The sequence below is a fragment of the Brucella sp. RRSP16 genome (genome assembly GCF_052246815.1).
Taxonomy (GTDB): Bacteria; Pseudomonadota; Alphaproteobacteria; order Rhizobiales; family Rhizobiaceae; genus Brucella; species Brucella intermedia.
In genome coordinates this window covers 576,274-593,694 of the sequence record NZ_JBQQAM010000001.1, presented here as the reverse complement: position 1 = coordinate 593,694, position 17,421 = coordinate 576,274, and the positions used below count along the sequence as shown (strand labels likewise).

Below are 17,421 nucleotides of genomic sequence, written 5' to 3'. Positions count from 1 at the left end.
ACTTCACGCTCGGTTACATACGTTTTTAATTTATGGTCGGTCTTGACACCCAATCGCCACTTCTTGTCGCCATCTGATATTGATAGAACAAGCGGGCTATACCATTTAGCCCGTGAATACACGAGCGGGAGTGCGAAAGTGTCATTGCTCAAAATCTACTGGCGAGCCATGGAATATCTTGCGGTCGAGAAGGCTGCAACGATAACCATGTGCGTGGCCAGCGTCCTGGTTGCCCTGGTCACACTTGCCGAACCAATTCTGTTCGGTCGGGTCATTCAGGCTATCTCCGACAAGGGTGACATTTTCTCGCCCCTGGCGATGTGGGCTGCACTCGGCGGCTTCAACATTGTTGCCGCCGTCTTTGTGGCCCGCGGCGCAGACCGTCTCGCACACCGCCGCCGTCTGGGCGTGATGATCGATTCCTATGAGCGTCTCATCACGATGCCGCTTTCGTGGCACCAGAAGCGCGGCACGTCCAACGCGCTCCATACGCTGATCCGCGCAACGGACTCGCTTTTCACCCTCTGGCTCGAATTCATGCGCCAGCATCTGACGACAATCGTTGCTCTGGCGACGCTTATCCCGGTTGCCATGAACATGGATATGCGCATGTCGCTGGTGCTTATTGTGCTCGGCGTCATCTATGTGATGATCGGGCAGTTGGTCATGCGCAAGACCAAGGACGGTCAGACAGCTGTCGAAAAGCACCACCACAAGCTTTTCGAGCATGTCAGCGATACGATCAGCAACGTCTCGGTCGTGCAGAGCTACAACCGTATCGCGTCGGAAACGCAATCCCTGCGCAATTATGCCAAAAATCTTGAGAAGGCCCAGTTCCCCGTTCTCAACTGGTGGGCACTTGCCAGCGGCCTGAACCGGATGGCCTCGACCTTCTCGATGGTGGTTGTCCTCGTTCTGGGCGCCTACTTCGTCACCAAGGGCCAGATGCGCGTCGGCGACGTGATCGCCTTTATCGGTTTTGCCCAACTGATGATCGGCCGTCTCGATCAGATCAGCGCTTTCATCAATCAGACCGTAACCGCACGCGCCAAGCTTGAAGAATTTTTCCAGATGGAAGATGCAACCGCTGACCGTCAGGAACCGCAGGACGTTTCGGACCTCGCCAACGTCAAGGGCGACATCGTTTTCGACAACGTTACCTTCGAGTTTCCGAACTCCGGTCAGGGCGTCTATGACGTGTCTTTCGAGATCAAGCCAGGGCAGACGGTGGCTATTGTCGGCCCCACCGGCGCGGGCAAGACCACACTCATCAATCTGCTGCAACGGGTCTTCGATCCGGCAGCCGGTCGCATCACCATCGATGGAACCGATACGCGTACCGTCAGCCGTCGCTCCCTGCGTCATGCTATTGCGACCGTCTTTCAGGACGCCGGACTGTTCAATCGCTCTGTTGAAGAGAATATTCGTGTTGGTCGTGAAGACGCCACATCTGAAGAAGTGCACGCTGCCGCTCGCGCTGCTGCCGCCCACGACTTCATTCTGGCCAAGAGCGATGGCTACGATACCGTTGTCGGCGAACGTGGCTCGCAGCTTTCAGGCGGCGAACGCCAGCGTCTCGCGATTGCGCGTGCTATCCTGAAGGATTCGCCCATCCTCGTTCTTGACGAAGCCACCAGTGCGCTTGACGTCGAAACCGAAGAGAAGGTGAAACAGGCGGTGGACGATCTGAGCCATGACCGTACAACCTTTATCATCGCGCACCGTCTTTCGACGGTTCGTTCGGCCGATCTGGTCCTGTTCATGGACAAGGGACATCTGGTTGAAAGCGGCAGCTTCGATGAGCTTGCCGCACGCGGCGGTCGCTTTACCGACCTTCTGCGCGCTGGTGGTCTCAAGCTTGAAGACAAGGCTACCAAAGTCATCGAAGGTAGCAACGTCATGCCTTTCCCGACCAAAGGCGCAGTTGGCTAAAATCAGACATGTTGCAAGCGAAAAGCCCGCGGTGATCTCATCGCGGGCTTTTGCTTTTTACCAACACGCCTGAATTTAAAGCGGCACCTCGAAGCGGAGTCCATCATATCCGGGCTCCACATTGTCCGGTGTCTCACGCAAGACGGTTTCATAATCGAGCGGAACATGCATATGCGTGAGAACGGCGCGCTTGGGCGCCAGCTTCTCAATCCATTCGAGCGCTTCGCCGAGGGAGAAATGGCTTGGGTGCGGGCGGTATTGCAATGCATCGATTATAAGGACATCGGCTCCGCCCAAATAGTTGAGGCTTTGCTCGGGAAACGCGCTCACATCGGTGCAATAGACCACAGAACCAATGCGAAATCCGAGCGACTCGATATCGCCGTGCACCTGGCTGAATGGCTCAAAACGAATTGCACCGCCGGCCCCCGATATTGAAAACGGGGTTTCGGGGGCAATATCGTGCATGCTGAGGATAGGCGGATAACTCGACCCGGCAGGTGTCTCAAAACAATAACCGAAGGCCTCGAAGAGCCGATTACGCGTCAGCCGATTGGCGTAGACATCCATCAGACGACGATTTTCAACGACGTAGGTGCGAAGATCGTCGATTCCATGAATATGATCCGCGTGCGGGTGGGTGTAGACAGCCGCATCGAGGCTATGTGCGCCCGCATCGATCATCTGGGCGCGGAAATCCGGGCCCGTATCGATCACAACCGTTGTGCTCTTGCCGTCCATGTCAAACCGCTCAACCAGAAGCGATGCACGACGACGCCTGTTCTTTGGGTTCTCGGGATCGCAACTGCCCCAATCGCCATTGATGCGCGGGACGCCGGGAGAAGAGCCGCAACCCAGAAGCGTAAAGCGCAGGCAGTTTCGGGGGAAATTCACGCTCAATTTTCCTCTGAAGGCCGAGGCATCTTGGAAAACAGCCTGAACACGTTATCACTCGTAATACGCGCAACCTCGTCATTGCTCACGCCAATCGTTTCGGCCAACATGGCGGCCGTATGTTGAACGAAAGACGGCTCATTGCGCTTGCCGCGATGTGGCAACGGGGCAAGGAACGGAGCATCTGTTTCCACCAGCAGGCGGTTACGCGGAACGATGGATGCTATTTCGCGGATTTCTGGTGAGTTCTTGAATGTCAAAATGCCGGAAAAGGAAATATAGCCGCCCAGTTCAATGCCTTTTTCAGCCAGCGCTCGTCCGGAAGAAAAGCAATGGAGAATGAACGGAAAAACACCCTTTTCCGTCTCCTGCTCAAGAATTTCAGCCATATCGTCGTCCGCACTGCGTGCATGTATAACAAGTGGCAACTGGGTCCGACGTGCGGCTTCGATGTGAACGAGAAAACCTTGACGCTGCGCTGCCGGCGGAGCGTAGTCGTAGTGATAATCGAGACCTGCTTCGCCTATGGCGACAACCTTCGGATGTTCCGCAAGGCGCACGAGATCGTCAGCCGTAATGTCCAGTTCTTCATGCGCATTGTTGGGATGGGTACCGACGGAACAATAGACGGACTCATAGGCTTCCGCTATGGCACGGATCGTATCGAATTTCCTGACCCGCGTGGAAATCGTCACCATGCGCTTGATCCCGGCGTCGAGCGCGCGCTGCACAACGGCATCGCGCTCCGGCTCGAAATCGGCAAAGTCGAGATGACAATGGCTATCGACAAGCATCATCGAACTCAGTTCTACTCTTCTGTTTCCACATAACGCGGGAATACCGGCTGCGGAGCTGGCAGATCGGTACCGCCGACAAGTTGGCTTGCCGTAACGTCAGAGAACTGACGCTTGTCGGCAGGAATTGCCAATATGTCGAGAAGCTTTTCCGCCGACTGCGGGATGAAGGGCTGTACCATGATGCCGACACGCCGGATCACTTCCGCGGTCACATAAAGGACGGTTCCCATACGCGCCGGATCGGTCTTCCGCAACGCCCAGGGCTCCTGCCCCGCAAAATAGCGGTTTGCTTCGGCAACGACAGCGAAGATCGCACCGAGCGCCAGATGCAGCGCCTGATCGTCCATTGCCTTGCGCGCGGTATCCAGCGCCGCCTCGGCCTGATCCAGAATAGCTTTATCAGCTTCCGAGAATTCACCTGGAACCGGGACCTTGCCTTCGCAATTCTTGGCGATCATCGACAGCGAGCGCTGGGCGAGATTGCCGAGATCATTCGCCAGGTCGGCATTTGTGCGGTTGACAATAGCGTCATGGCTGTAGCTGCCGTCCTGACCAAACGGTACTTCGCGCATCAGGAAATAGCGCAACTGATCGAGCCCATAGCGCTCAACGAGACCGAACGGATCGATCACGTTACCGAGCGACTTCGACATCTTCTCGCCGCGATTGAACAGGAAGCCATGCGCGAAAACCCGCTTCGGCAACGGAATGCCAGCCGACATCAGGAATGCGGGCCAATAGACAGCATGGAAGCGAGAGATGTCCTTGCCGATGATGTGCGCATCGGCAGGCCAATAGCCCCATTTGCCGTCCGTAGTGTCCGGATAGCCAAGGGCCGTGATGTAGTTTGTCAGGGCGTCGACCCAGACATACATGACATGCTTTTCGTCACCCGGCACCGGAATGCCCCAATCGAAGGTCGTGCGGGAAATCGACAGGTCCTTCAGCCCGGACTTGACGAAGCTCACGATCTCATTGCGACGTTCCGCAGGCATGATGAAGCCGGGGTTTTGCTCGTAAAGATCGAGCAGCCTGTCCTGATAGGATGAGAGACGGAAGAAATAGCTTTCCTCCTCAACCCACTCGACAGGGGTCCCCTGCGGGCCATAACGAACGCCGTCCTCGCGAACTTCTGTTTCCTCTTCACCGTAATAGGCCTCGTCACGCACGGAATACCAACCGGCATATCCACCCTTGTAGATATCGCCATTATCAGCCATCGCTTTCCAGATAGCCTGGCTGGCCTTGTAGTGGCGCTCTTCAGAAGTGCGAATATAATCGTCATTGGAGCTGTTCAGCACGTCTGCCATCTGCCGGAACGCAGTCGTATTGCGGTCGGCAAGCTCGCGCGGCGTGATGCCTTCCTTGCGCGCGCTCTGCAGCATCTTGATGCCGTGTTCGTCCGTACCGGTCAGAAAGAAAACATCCTTACCGTTCAGTCGCTGAAAACGTGCCATCGCATCGGTCGCGATCAGTTCATACGCGTGACCGATGTGTGGCTTTCCGTTGGGATAAGCAATCGCGGTGGTGATGTAATATTTTTCGCGGCTCATTATGGACCCGGTCTTTCGATGTTTGGAAGCGCGCGCTCTGAACAAAACAAGGCACACGCGGAAGAAAATTCGTCAGCGGTGACATAACGCATGTCAGCGGCCATGTCACGCAAGTGGAGGCAGACCGGAACGAAAAGCGCGATGGGTTTTTTCCAGAAGGATTACCACCGCTTGCCGACGGTCGAGATTGTAGGTTTCAGCATCCACGGTTTCGCGTGACAGATCGCTCCAGAATCGCGACCAGCGATCTGCATCATGCAGTTGCCCAGTCTCGGCGCGACGCCGAGCTTCCATTGCAACCCGCCCCAGCAGGTGGTCGCGAAACAGTTCATACTGAACTTCCGACTCCCGGCCATTCAATATGCCGCCAAGCGCCTGTGCTTTCGGCAGGTCGAAATTCTGTCCTTCAAGAAGGGTGTCGACCGTGTCGGAGATTTCGATACCGCCATTTGCCACCAACAAAAGTGCCTTGCGCACACTGCCTTCCGATCGCTGGAGCAGCGTTTGCGTTACCCTACCAGCCTCCATTCCGACACCAGGACCGACATGAGACAAGGCGTCCGTAAGCGCCTTATCGTCAAGCGGCTTGAAGCCGATGCTCTGGCAGCGCGACCGGATTGTCGGGAGCAAGCGTCCAGACGAGTGGGAAATGAGGATAAAGAGCGCCCGTGCGGGAGGCTCTTCCAGCGTTTTCAACAAAGCGTTGGCGGCATTGCGGTTCATATCGTCGGCTGGATCGACAATGACGATGCGCCAGGCGTGGTCCGATGCCGTTCTGGTCAGAAAATGCGTGACACGGCGAATTTCCTCCACCGGGATGCCGGTTTTGAACTTTCCGGTCTTCTGATCGAACGGACGGTTGATATGCAGGACAGCCGGATGCATGCCGCCCGCAATCTGACGCCAGAGCGGTCTTGCAAAATCCGGAGCGGTAATATGTTCCGGCGCCTGTCCATTGTTGCCATGCGCCAGCATATGGCCTGCGAGGTGAAACGCGAGCGTTGCCTTGCCGATGCCCTGCGCACCTTCAAAGAGCAGCGCGTGATGCATGCGCCCCTCACGATAGGCTTGAGCCAGAAAACCACTGATCTCGCGGTGTCCGGAAACATAATCGCTCGCGGATGGCTCAGGCACACCCTCAATCGAATCGTGAGCTTTAGGGACGTCGAGTTCCTCGATCACAACAGCCCCCTTTCCTTTAGAACACTATCGATCTCTCTTGCTATCTCGCCCGCAATCGCGTCTTGCTGGCGATCGGCGTCGATTACCTTACAGCGCCGAGGCTCTGCTTCCGCGATTGCGAGAAAGGCCTGCCGCCGTGCCTCGTGTACTGCGATATCTTCCTTCTCGAACCGGTCCGCAGTTTCGCTGCCGCGCCGTTTTCCGGCACGTGACAATCCCTTCTCCGCAGAAATATCGAGAATGATCGTCATATCTGGCATGATACCGTCGATAGCAATACGTTCCACTGCCGACATATAGGTGCTGTCGAGATTGCCGGTAACGCCCTGATAAGCGCGGCTGGAATCGATGAAGCGATCGCACAGCACCACACGTCCCTCGTCCAATGCCGGGCGGATAAGCTGGTCCACATGGTCTGCTCTTGCAGCGGCGAACAGCAGCGCCTCCATCGCCGGACCGTAGGTCTCCGCATTGCCGCTCAATATGACGTGACGAATTGCTTCCGCACCAGGAGAACCGCCAGGTTCTCGTGTGATGACCGGATCGAAGCCGCTTGCACGCAGGTGCTTCGCCAGCAACGCAATTTGCGTTGATTTGCCCGCTCCTTCGCCGCCCTCGAATGTGATGAACAATCCCGACAAGCCAACTTCCAAATGTTTGAATCGATGTCCGAATGGACTTCTGTGAAAGTTATTATCGGCCTTTGGTTATCAGGTCGAGCCTGGATTACGCATGACGCAGGCTAAAGGTATTTCCGTAGCCAACCTGTGGAAAGCTCCATCGCCGCCCCCAAGGCGCGCTTTGAAAGGCTTCCCTCATCGACAGATTGAGCCGTAAAAACAGGCACATCGCGGAGAATGCTTCCATTCAGCTCAAGCTGAAGAACGCCGACTTGCTGATCGTCGGCAACGGGGGCATCAAGTGGGCCCTTATAGACGATACGCGCTTTAAGCCTATCGCGACCATTCTTCGGCAGCAACAACTCGACACTGTCCTTGACCTTCAGCGGCACATGCGCGAGCGCACCTCCGAAAACCTGCGCTTCACCTACAATTTCGTTTGCGGGATACAGCAGCACATCGTCAAATGCCGTCATCCCCCATTGCAGAAGCCGCTTTGCCTCCTCCTCACGCTCCTTGATGCTGGAAAGACCGCTCATCGCCAGATAGAGCCTGCGGCCATTCTGCTCAGCGGACCCGACGAGTGCAAAGCCGGATGCCTCCGTAAATCCTGTACCCATACCGTCAGCTCCCACATCAAGCCGCAGCAATGGATTGCGGTTGCGTTGCATGATGTTGTTCCAGGTGAAAGCTGGTTGAGCATAATATTTATAGTATTCAGGATGGGCGGTCCGGATATGCTGGGCCAATCTGACCAGATCCTGGAGAGAAACCGTCTGCCCTTCGGCGGGTAACCCTGTGGAGTTGACGAATCTGGAGGCGGTCAAGCCGAGCTCCCGCGCCCGGTCGTTCATCCGCTCTGCAAAAGCGCGTTCGCTGCCTGCCAGCCCTTCCGCCAGCACGATGGCCCCATCATTCGCCGCCTGAACGATCATTCCCTGCAACAGATCAGCAACCGTCGGCGACGATTTGATGCGCGCAAACATCGTAGACGTTCCTGAAGGAGCGCCGCCCGTTCTCCAGGCATTCTCGCTGACGGGATAAGCAGTATCGAGTGTGGTAAGTCCCTTTTCGAGAGCTTCAAATACTACTTCAGCCGTCATCAGCTTGGCCAGAGAAGCGGGAGGAATCGGGACATTGGCGTTCTTGGAGAGAAGCACCGTTCCGCTCCGGTCATCTACGAGCAACACCTGCGGCGCTTTCGTAACGAATGCTGCGTCAACAGGGGCTGCCCCACAAATAGCTGGCACCACAACCGCCACCGAAATGCCAGCGGCAGCGGCACGGACGAATACCAGTGTTTTTGATAACAGCCCCATGCGAACCCCGTTACGTGAGCAATGTCTTAGAGCTTACGCAACGAATCTGACCAAAATCAATATGGCAGCTCTTATCACCGCATCGTGAGCTCAATCGAGGCGAACGACAAACGCATTCACTGCACCAGCCTTCCAGGCCTCGCGCAACAGGGCATCGTTTCCACCCTTCGTCGCCACCGCCGTCAACTCATAGGTTGCGCCGGTTTCGGTCGGAAGCTTGGTCAGTGTGAATCTGGTCGAGCGAGGCAGCGATGACTGAATCTGTTTTGCCTCTTCCAGCGTTTCGAAAGTACCAAGCTCGACATATTCTCCATGTTCTTCAGCCAGGCGACGCTTCCACGCGCTTGAGATCGCATCCTTGGACAAGATGCTGCCATACGCACGCTCCTCAGCATAAGCAGCCACAGCAAGCCGATCGGTGGCATAACCGGCAAGACCGCTCACACCGGCAGCATTCGCCACGCCGAAGCTGGTTGCCGGACGATGCGATGGCACAGGAACGTTTGCCGGCAGCAACGGAGCTGCCCCACCAGACGGATCGCCATAGGCAGGATCGACCGCAAAAGGTGAATTTTCAGGTACAGGCGCAGAGGCCGGAACCGCTTCCATCACAGGCATCGGAACACGAGACTTCGGCGAGGTAGGCGTCGGTCCGTTCATCGCCATCATGACGCCGGTTGCCGGCTGGCCGATCGCATCACCACCTCCGGGACGGTAAGAGGCCATAAGAAATGCGTCGTCGTTCCCGTCGAGAGGCGCTCTACCAACATACTCAACCTTCACATTCGCGGTACCGTGGTGCTGGTAATCCAGCATTTCGGCAGCTTTCTGGGAAAGATCGATGACGCGGTCGAATTCATACGGACCACGATCATTCACGCGCACGATGACCGAGCTGCCATTGGCAAGATTGGTGACGCGAGCATAACTGGGCAACGGCATGGTTGGATGCGCAGCGGTCAAGTGCGCCATGTCGTAAACTTCACCGTTCGCCGTCAGGCGGCCATGAAAAGCTTCGCCATACCAGGAGGCATGACCAACTTTGACATAGTTCTTGTCTTCCTTGGGATAGTACCAGCGTCCCTTAACTTTGTACGGCTGCCCCGTCTGATCTCGTCCGCCGCCACGCGGCAAGGGCTTTCCTTTTGCAAAAGCCACGCGGGGACTGGCTTTCACACCGTATTTGGACTCGGCGAAATATTCCTTGGATCGCTTGCTCTTCGATTTCGGCTGCGGCGCCGATGCGCAGCCCGCCAAGGCGACAGCAATAGCCATGAATAACAATAAGGCGACTGAACCACGCTTATCTCGCAGCTTAGCCGTCTTTCCGTTGACCGAATGTTTCAGCCCTCGTTTCGAATCCATACGCCACACGCCCGTTACTCAACAAACGCAACCGGAAACGCTGGTTGCGCCTTTTTAGATTTTAGTGATGTCACCGATTCATTGACGGATCATTAAAGTTTTCGGAATTCTGCTCATTTGAGTCGTGTTGCCCCTCTACTCAACTACACCGCACCGCATTCCTCCTGCCCGATGGAACAATCGTTCATCAGAAACGTTGGATTTTCAACAGGAAGGAGAAAACAAATGTTCAGAGCAATGATCCTTTGGCTGATGGGCGTCCCGCTCATTCTCGTGCTGGTTATCTGGTATTTTTTCTTTTGACGGTGGAACGTTCGGCCCATTGAACCGTTATTCATACGGCTCAAATGACCTCCGAGCCAGTCACCTAACGTCATGGATTAGGCCCGTCTAAAAGGCGGGCCCTTTTTTCGCGCAATCGCGTTACGGCCTCGCCGTGGGATCGGGCATATAGACTTTTATTGCCCTGCGCAGCAGACGGAAATGGGCGGGCGTCCACGTCGACAACTCCCCGTCAGTATTGACGGCGCGAGGTTTCTTGGTGCGAACAATCACCTCCGTTGTCTGAAAGGCCCGCACATCATCCCATTTCGAATGCGTACCACGACGGAGGCTTGGCAGAAGACGCAACAGCTTCCACCAGTGATCGACTTCCAGGCTGTAGAAATCGAGTTTACCGTCATCCACAGTGGCATCCTTCTCTACAGCCATGCCCCCGCCGTAGAATTTTCCATTCCCCACTGAGACCTGCAACGTACGGATTTTTTCCGTCATGCCGTCATGTTCCAGATAGACCGTAAAAAGCTCCGAACGCATGAGAATCCGTGCCGCGACAATCGCGTAGCCGAGTTTGCCCCATTTCTTCTTCGCCGCGGAACTCAGCTGCTGTGCCAGTTCGGCGCTGAAACCTATGCTCGCGACATTGAAGTAAAGATGACCGTTCACCTCGCCAAGATCGATGGGGCGCGCCTCATAAGAAGCAATGCGCCGCGCCGCCTCAACCGGATCGGCAGGAATGCCGACGGTCCGAGCAAAATCGTTTGCGGTTCCAAGTGGCAGAATTGCGAGCGGCAGTCCCGTTTCCATCAATCCTCTGGCCGCAGCATTCAACGATCCGTCGCCACCACCAACGATGACGAGATCGCAATCTCTTTCCCTAAGGATCACATCGGAAATCGTCTCGTCATCTTGCGGGCTTCGCTCGACGAGTTGGAGCCCGCCGTGCTCCAACGCGGAACGAATGTCCGCACCGTATCCCCTACCGTTTCGGGCATGTGGATTTACTATAAGCAGTGCCCGCCGCATTGTGGTCTTGCCCATGGATTTCCTGTCATCTGCAACAGCCTGGAATCTGGCTGCATGGTTGGGAGCGTCATCTGCAGATGGCCCCTGGAACTCGGATATCAATGGGACAGGTCATGAAAGATTTGTCACGGCGCTGTAGTGTTTCGTGAGGCGGTGAGATCGATTGGAATGACAAGCGGAGGCTGTCGACAAAACAGTTTGACGAGCCTAGAAAGAGAACATAGGTTGTCAAAACCAACTGTAAATCGTTCTAAAGCGACCTCCTCGGATTTGTCGCTAAATTATTGAAATGTATTACAGTTTGCGGGTATGATGTAATGGTAGCCTGTCAGCTTCCCAAGCTGAACGCGCGGGTTCGATTCCCGCTACCCGCTCCAGCCGACCCCACTGAAAAGCGAAGGTCTACCGGACATTTTCTCCGGTCTTGGGATCGACTTTGACCTCCACCTTGGCGCCGGCCTTGGTCACATACTCGATCTCATAATATCCGCGGTCGTTCCAGTCGACTTCATCGATAAAAGCCGTATCCGCCTTCTGTTCGATTTTTGCGATTATCTCCGAAAGCTTGGAGCCTTCCGGTGGCGGTGCAGCATAAGCGGCAGCGGCGGATAAACCAATAAACAAGGTCGTAGCGGCAAGACGCATGATCTTCTCCTTTATCTACCGTAAAGGATAGGGGTTCAGGCGCCGTCTTCAAGCCCCACAGATAATTACTTGATGATAGGACTGATCGAACCCGTGAAAGTTTGATCGATCATGGCAGAGAGTTTCGGCTCTGCTCCGGATAAAATCACAACGATGGCAAGCATCAATATCAACGGTGCGGCAAGAATGCCGCTCCTTACAGCCGGTTCAAGAATACGCCGGGTTCTGTTGTGTCGTGTTGATTGCTGATTTCTCATACAACCAACAGTAGCTGAACAGACTTAACCGGCCGTTAAATAACGTAGTTAATAGGTTATCAGCACGTGATTGTCGCTAATTTCCCTTGTTTCCGCGATATATATTCACACCGAGTTCGCGAATTTTCTTGCGCAGCGTATTGCGGTTCAGCCCCAGAAGATCGGCCGCCTTGATCTGATTTCCCCGTGTCGCCGTAAGGCACGCCAGGATCAGAGGATATTCCAGTTCTGCCAGAACCCTGTGATAGAGGCCCGGGGGTGGCAAATCCGAACCGAAAGACGCAAAATAGCGTTGCATGTTCTGCTCGACAGCCTGAGAAATGGAGATATTTTCCATATCTCCGGCGCCTGCTGGAACCACATCCGGTTTGGTAAGCTCGGCCCGCAACTCCGTTTCGATAATTTCGGGGGAAATTTCTTCTTGCGGATAAAGCGCCGCGAGCCTTCGCACGAGATTTTCAAGCTCGCGGACATTGCCCGGCCATGGATACCGGCGCATCATTTCCAAACCAGCAGTGCTGATGCGTTTCTCCGGCAGTCCTTCTTCAGCAGCCCGCTTGAAAAAATGGCGCACGAGATCGGCTACGTCCTCGCTTCGCTCGCGAAGTGGCGGCAGGCGCAGAGGTACGACATTCAGACGGTAATAGAGATCCTCGCGAAACAGTCCTTGCGCGATCAGTTGCCGCAAATCCTTGTTGGTTGCAGCAACGATACGCACATCTGTCTTGATCGGCGTGCGTCCGCCGACTGTCATATACTCGCCCTGTTGGAGCACACGCAGAAGACGGGTTTGCGCTTCCATTGGCATATCGCCAATCTCATCGAGAAACAGCGTGCCGCCATTTGCCTGCTCGAAGCGGCCGCTTGAGCGGTTTTGTGCTCCGGTGAAAGCGCCCTTCTCATGACCGAACAGTTCAGACTCGATCAGATCGCGCGGGATTGCCGCCATATTGATCGCAACAAAGGGTCCTTTTCGGCGACGCCCGTATTCGTGAAGGGCGCGCGCAACCAGTTCCTTGCCCGTACCGGATTCACCTGTCACCATGACGGTCAAATCCGTCTGCATCATGCGCGCCAGCAAACGATAGATTTCCTGCATCGCAGGCGAGCGGCCAACCAGTGGCATGTTGTCTGCCTGCTCGTCGGAAAGGGCTGCGGCGGGCTTGTTCTTGGGCTCCGACAGCGCTCGACCGGCTATATTGATGAGCTCCGTGAGATCGAATGGCTTCGGCAGATATTCGTACGCTCCCGCCTCGGAGGCCCGGATTGCTGTCATGAATGTGTTCTGCGCACTCATGACGACGACCGGAAGGTCCGGGCGCATCTTCTTGACGCGCGGGAGAAGGTCGAAGGCGTTTTCGTCGGGCATATTGACGTCGGTAATGACCAGATCGCCGTCACCTGCAGCCACCCACCGCCAGAGCGAGGCAGCATTGGAAGTCACGCGCACATCGTAGCCTGCACGCGACAAGGCCTGGTTCAGCACTGTCCGAATGGCGGCATCATCATCCGCCACCAATATGGTTCCAGACGGACGTCCTGCGATCATGCGTTATCTCCAGTATTTCCAGCCGTATTTTTCCATGCGGGCATCAAAACCCGAAAAGTCGTGCGCGAAGGATGGCTGTCGCATTCGATGATGCCGCCATGATCACCAATGATCTTCGCGACCAGCGCCAGGCCGAGCCCGGAACCGTTGGTCTTCGTCGTCACGAAGGGATCGAACAGATGCGGGAGCATGTCCTGCGGCACTCCCGGCCCATTATCATGCACGCAGAACTCGAGAGGCAGCGCCACCCTGTCCCGCGCACCCGGCACCTGGAGGCGGATGCCCGGACGATAGGCCGTGGACAGAACAATCTCGCCGCCCTCACGCTCACCGATGGCTTCCGAGGCATTCTTCAGCAGATTGAGAAAAACCTGCACGAGTTGGTCACGATTGGCGAAGACCGGCGGGAGCGACGGATCATAATCTTCCACGAAACGAATCTTACGCGCGAATCCGTTCTTCGCAATTGCCTTCACATGATCCAGAACCGCATGAATATTGACCGCAGAGCGCTCGATAGGACGTTCATCCGAGAAAACTTCCATGCGGTCGACAAGGGAGACGATCCGATCCGTTTCGTCAGTAATAAGCCGGGCAAGGGCGCGGTCCTCGTCACTGACAACCTGCTCCAGCAATTGCGCCGCGCCACGGATACCAGAAAGCGGGTTCTTGATCTCATGGGCCAACATCGATGCAAGCCCGGTCACCGACCGTGCAGCGCCGCGATGTGTCATCTGCCGATCGATTTTTTCGGCCATCGTCTTTTCCTTGAAGAGGATGACCACCGCTCCCGGCAGTTCTGCGACGGGCGCCACGTAAATATCAACGATACGTTCGGCTCCAAGACGGGGCGACGAGACATCCACGCGATATTCATTCACCGGCATCTGGCTGGTGCGAACCTGATCGACCAGCGCCAGAAGCGGACTGCCGAAAGGCAGAAAGGATTCCAGTCGGTTGCGCGCCAGAATAGACGAGCCGGAACGAAAGAATTGTTCCGCATCCAGATTGGCATAGGCGATATAATTCTCGGCGCTGACCATGATGACCGGCTGGCTGATGGCATCGAGCACGACGGAAGGAATGCCATTCGCTTCTGTTCTTTCGCGCATCAGGCAACCTCTTTGAGCGCGACTTCCGGAACTTCGCGCGTGAAAATACGGCGCAAAGCATCGATAACGGCTTGCCGGTCGGTTTGAGTCATAACTTCCGCTTTCTCGGCAGGCATACATGCCGCACCCGCATGACGATCAAGATACCAGCCAAGATGTTTACGGGAATGACGGACACCCGTCGTGCTTCCATAATGGTCGAGCATATCTTCGTAATGCTTTATAATATATTCGAGAACTTCACTTCGCGACTTTGGGGCAAAATCACTTCCTGCGATTGCGCCAGCCAACCAAGGCTGGCCATAAGAAGCACGTCCCACCATCACGGCGTCCGCCCCGGAACGGCGCAGAATTTCCTCGGCATCCTCCCGACACGCCACATCTCCGTTGGCGACTAACGGAATCTTGACCGCATCGCGAACGGCGCGAATTGCATCCCAGTCCGCCTTGCCTTCATAAAACTGGCAACGGGTCCGCCCATGCACAGTCACCATGGCGATACCCGCACTTTCCGCCCGCCTTGCGAGTTCAGGCGCATTGATGCTTTTCTCATCCCATCCCAGCCGCATCTTGAGCGTAACCGGAACGTTGACCGCATTAACGGTGGCCTCAACAAGCGTCATTGCGTGATCAAGATCGCGCATTAGTGCGGACCCGGAATAGCCGCCCGTCACCTTCTTGGCTGGACAGCCCATGTTGATATCGATGATATCAGCGCCTTCTCCCTCGGCGATCCTGGCCGCTTCGCCCATCCATTGGGCTTCACGTCCCGCGAGTTGTACAACGTGTGTTCCAAGCCCTTCTCCGGAAAGGCGCAGAAGACTTTCCTTGTGGTGGTTGCACAGTTCGGCGCTGGCGACCATTTCAGACACCACCATGCCCGCGCCAGCCTCTGCGGCACGCCTGCGGAAAGGAAGGTCCGAAACTCCCGACATAGGCGCGAGAAAGACGCGGTTGGCAAGCGCCACACCGCCGATGTTCAAAGGTTGATCGAGAAAACTCACCAATAATGCCTATTTGATGTGCATAGTGCGATTAGCACATACATTAATCAGTCTCACTTTTCAACGCAAGGAAAAGCGCGCGCAAGATTACGATAAATCAATTGTCGTCTGGCATTTATCCGCGCAAGGCATTATTCGGCTTGGGAACACAACCCTTGGCAGAGGCAACAACCATTTCAAAGATTGCAGCAGTCATTGTGGCAGCTGGCCGCGGAGAGCGAGCCGGGCAGAGTGTCGAAGGGCCGAAACAGTACCGGCGCATCGGCGGCGAAGCCGTGCTTGCCCGTACTTTGCGCGTCTTTATCGACTGCCCCCTGATTGATAGCATCGTTGTCGTGATTCATCCTGACGATCATGCGCTTTATGAACGCGCCCTTCCGGAAAACGGAAGCAATATTCTGGTTGTGAACGGCGGCCCCACCCGGCAGGAATCCACGCGTCTTGGTCTCCGTGCGTTGCAAGACTCTGCGCCCCAACATGTCATGATCCATGATGGCGTGAGGCCGTTCGTCGGTCAGGACTTGCTGAAGCGTATCGTTGAAAACCTTGCGCCGGATGAAGGCGTTCTGCCCGCATTAGCTGTCTCCGACACGCTCAAGCAATCGTCCACGGACGGAACCGTAAAAACGACTGTGCCCCGCGCCGGTCTTTTTGCGGCGCAGACACCACAAGCGTTTCCCTACGCGCCGATCCTAAACGCGCATGAAAAGGCCTTCGCAATCAATCGTTCTGATTTCACGGATGATGCCGCCATTGCCGAATGGCAGGGCATTGCTGTTCGCATCATCGAAGGATCGGCAGACAATACAAAGCTTACCTGGGCAAAGGATATTGAAATGGCTGACAAGCGCCTGCGGCAAGACCACGTTTCGTTTCCCGACATTCGCACCGGCAATGGCTACGACGTTCATTCTTTTGAACCCGGCGATCACGTGACGCTGTGCGGTGTGAAAATCCCCCATGAAGCAAAACTCAACGGCCATTCAGATGCCGATGTCGGACTTCATGCGCTGACCGACGCCCTGCTTGCAACACGGGGAGCCGGCGATATCGGCACGCATTTCCCTCCTTCCGATCCGCAATGGAAAGGTGCGGCTTCCCGTATATTTGTTGAGCATGCCGCAAATATCGTGCGGGAAGCAGGCGGTCGTATCGCCAATGTCGATGTTACCTTTATCAGCGAAGCACCGAAGATTGGCCCGCATCGCACAGCAATGACAGAAGCGCTTTGCGACATGCTGGGCATTGCAGCGGACCGCGTTTCCGTCAAAGCCACGACCAATGAAAAGCTGGGCTTCGTGGGACGTCGTGAGGGTATCGCAGCAATCGCAACGGCAACCGTCATCTATCCCGGTGAGGTTCCCGAATGAGCGCACTCATCGCAGAAGAAAAAGCCATTGTCGTGCTGGAGGCATGCCGCAACGCCGGTGTAATGATCGCCACGGCTGAGTCCTGCACAGGGGGACTGATAGCCGGAGCCTTGACCGATATCGCCGGATCATCCGATGTCGTGGATCGCGGTTTTGTCACCTATTCCAATGAAGCAAAAGCCGAAATGATCAACGTTCCGCTGGAATTGATCAATCGCCTTGGCGCGGTTTCGAAGGAAGTAGCACTTTCCATGGCTGAAGGCGCACTTGCGCGGTCCCGCGCCGGTGTAACTGTGGCTGTTACCGGGGTTGCCGGACCTGGTGGGGGCTCCGATGAAAAGCCTGTCGGGCTTGTTCACATCGCCTCGGCGCGAAAAGGCTACACGACGCTCCATCGCGAATGCCGTTTCGGTCAAAAAACCAGAGCTGACATCCGCCACGCAACGGTTCTTGCTGCATTGGACCTCGTTCTGGAAAATCTTCGACAGCCTTGAGGCGTACACTTTTATCTGCCGCG

The 17,421-nt window shown here is 55.8% G+C and carries 15 protein-coding genes and 1 tRNA gene; 4 read left to right on the top strand and 12 right to left on the bottom strand.

What is annotated here, in order from left to right:
* The first annotated feature begins 138 nt into the window (after positions 1 to 138).
* The gene (locus ACS5UA_RS02835; RefSeq protein ID WP_025089512.1) at positions 139 to 1,932 is read left to right on the top strand and encodes a glucan ABC transporter ATP-binding protein/ permease; all 1,794 of its coding nucleotides are present in this window, start codon (positions 139 to 141) and stop codon (positions 1,930 to 1,932) included.
* Positions 1,933 to 2,007: 75 nt separating this feature from the next.
* Here the strand turns inward: ACS5UA_RS02835 and ACS5UA_RS02830 are convergent, their stop codons facing one another.
* From ACS5UA_RS02830 to ACS5UA_RS02795, 8 genes are all read right to left on the bottom strand, one after another.
* On the bottom strand, positions 2,008 to 2,826 hold the full coding sequence (locus ACS5UA_RS02830) for an MBL fold metallo-hydrolase (protein WP_021585197.1): 819 nt from the start codon (positions 2,824 to 2,826) through the stop codon (positions 2,008 to 2,010).
* A gap of 2 nt (positions 2,827 to 2,828) precedes the next feature.
* Positions 2,829 to 3,620 (bottom strand): TatD family hydrolase, encoded by a 792-nt coding sequence (locus tag ACS5UA_RS02825; protein WP_025089510.1) that lies wholly within the window; start codon positions 3,618 to 3,620, stop codon positions 2,829 to 2,831.
* Positions 3,621 to 3,634: 14 nt separating this feature from the next.
* Entirely contained in the window at positions 3,635 to 5,176 is a 1,542-nt protein-coding gene (gene metG, locus ACS5UA_RS02820) for a methionine--tRNA ligase (protein ID WP_021585199.1), read from the bottom strand.
* A gap of 105 nt (positions 5,177 to 5,281) precedes the next feature.
* Complete coding sequence (locus tag ACS5UA_RS02815; RefSeq protein ID WP_025089509.1) at positions 5,282 to 6,358, bottom strand: DNA polymerase III subunit delta'; 1,077 nt, start codon at positions 6,356 to 6,358, stop codon at positions 5,282 to 5,284.
* Positions 6,355 to 6,999 carry a dTMP kinase gene (tmk, locus tag ACS5UA_RS02810; protein ID WP_021585201.1) on the bottom strand — a complete coding sequence of 215 codons (645 nt, stop codon included), beginning with the start codon at positions 6,997 to 6,999 and terminating at the stop codon, positions 6,355 to 6,357. Before tmk ends, ACS5UA_RS02815 begins: the two co-directional genes overlap by 4 nt.
* A 101-nt stretch (positions 7,000 to 7,100) precedes the next feature.
* Positions 7,101 to 8,297 (bottom strand): D-alanyl-D-alanine carboxypeptidase family protein, encoded by a 1,197-nt coding sequence (locus ACS5UA_RS02805; RefSeq protein WP_021585202.1) that lies wholly within the window; start codon positions 8,295 to 8,297, stop codon positions 7,101 to 7,103.
* Between the two features lie 90 nt (positions 8,298 to 8,387).
* On the bottom strand, positions 8,388 to 9,662 hold the full coding sequence (locus ACS5UA_RS02800; protein ID WP_025089508.1) for a septal ring lytic transglycosylase RlpA family protein: 1,275 nt from the start codon (positions 9,660 to 9,662) through the stop codon (positions 8,388 to 8,390).
* A 423-nt stretch (positions 9,663 to 10,085) separates the two neighbouring features.
* The gene (locus tag ACS5UA_RS02795; RefSeq protein ID WP_443101129.1) at positions 10,086 to 10,982 is read right to left on the bottom strand and encodes a lipid kinase; all 897 of its coding nucleotides are present in this window, start codon (positions 10,980 to 10,982) and stop codon (positions 10,086 to 10,088) included.
* A gap of 288 nt (positions 10,983 to 11,270) precedes the next feature.
* Between ACS5UA_RS02795 and ACS5UA_RS02790 the strand changes: the two genes are divergently transcribed.
* A tRNA-Gly gene (locus tag ACS5UA_RS02790) sits at positions 11,271 to 11,344 on the top strand.
* Positions 11,345 to 11,369: 25 nt separating this feature from the next.
* On the opposite strand, the gene ACS5UA_RS02785 is transcribed toward ACS5UA_RS02790, so the two are convergent.
* The 4 genes from ACS5UA_RS02785 to dusB all read right to left on the bottom strand — a co-directional run bounded on the left by ACS5UA_RS02785 (position 11,370) and on the right by dusB (position 15,534).
* Positions 11,370 to 11,612 (bottom strand): PepSY domain-containing protein, encoded by a 243-nt coding sequence (locus tag ACS5UA_RS02785; protein WP_006466907.1) that lies wholly within the window; start codon positions 11,610 to 11,612, stop codon positions 11,370 to 11,372.
* Between the two features lie 333 nt (positions 11,613 to 11,945).
* Positions 11,946 to 13,418 (bottom strand): nitrogen regulation protein NR(I), encoded by a 1,473-nt coding sequence (gene ntrC, locus ACS5UA_RS02780; RefSeq protein WP_021585207.1) that lies wholly within the window; start codon positions 13,416 to 13,418, stop codon positions 11,946 to 11,948.
* The gene (locus ACS5UA_RS02775) at positions 13,415 to 14,530 is read right to left on the bottom strand and encodes a two-component system sensor histidine kinase NtrB (protein WP_021585208.1); all 1,116 of its coding nucleotides are present in this window, start codon (positions 14,528 to 14,530) and stop codon (positions 13,415 to 13,417) included. The genes ntrC and ACS5UA_RS02775 overlap by 4 nt, the downstream gene beginning before the upstream one ends.
* Entirely contained in the window at positions 14,530 to 15,534 is a 1,005-nt protein-coding gene (gene dusB, locus ACS5UA_RS02770; RefSeq protein ID WP_021585209.1) for a tRNA dihydrouridine synthase DusB, read from the bottom strand. The genes ACS5UA_RS02775 and dusB overlap by 1 nt, the downstream gene beginning before the upstream one ends.
* Before the next feature lie 140 nt (positions 15,535 to 15,674).
* On the opposite strand from dusB, the gene ACS5UA_RS02765 reads away from it, so the two are divergent.
* Both ACS5UA_RS02765 and ACS5UA_RS02760 read left to right on the top strand, forming a co-directional pair.
* Positions 15,675 to 16,904 (top strand): bifunctional 2-C-methyl-D-erythritol 4-phosphate cytidylyltransferase/2-C-methyl-D-erythritol 2,4-cyclodiphosphate synthase, encoded by a 1,230-nt coding sequence (locus ACS5UA_RS02765; RefSeq protein WP_051556890.1) that lies wholly within the window; start codon positions 15,675 to 15,677, stop codon positions 16,902 to 16,904.
* The gene (locus ACS5UA_RS02760) at positions 16,901 to 17,398 is read left to right on the top strand and encodes a CinA family protein (RefSeq protein ID WP_021585211.1); all 498 of its coding nucleotides are present in this window, start codon (positions 16,901 to 16,903) and stop codon (positions 17,396 to 17,398) included. Before ACS5UA_RS02765 ends, ACS5UA_RS02760 begins: the two co-directional genes overlap by 4 nt.
* Positions 17,399 to 17,421: the final 23 nt, after the last annotated feature.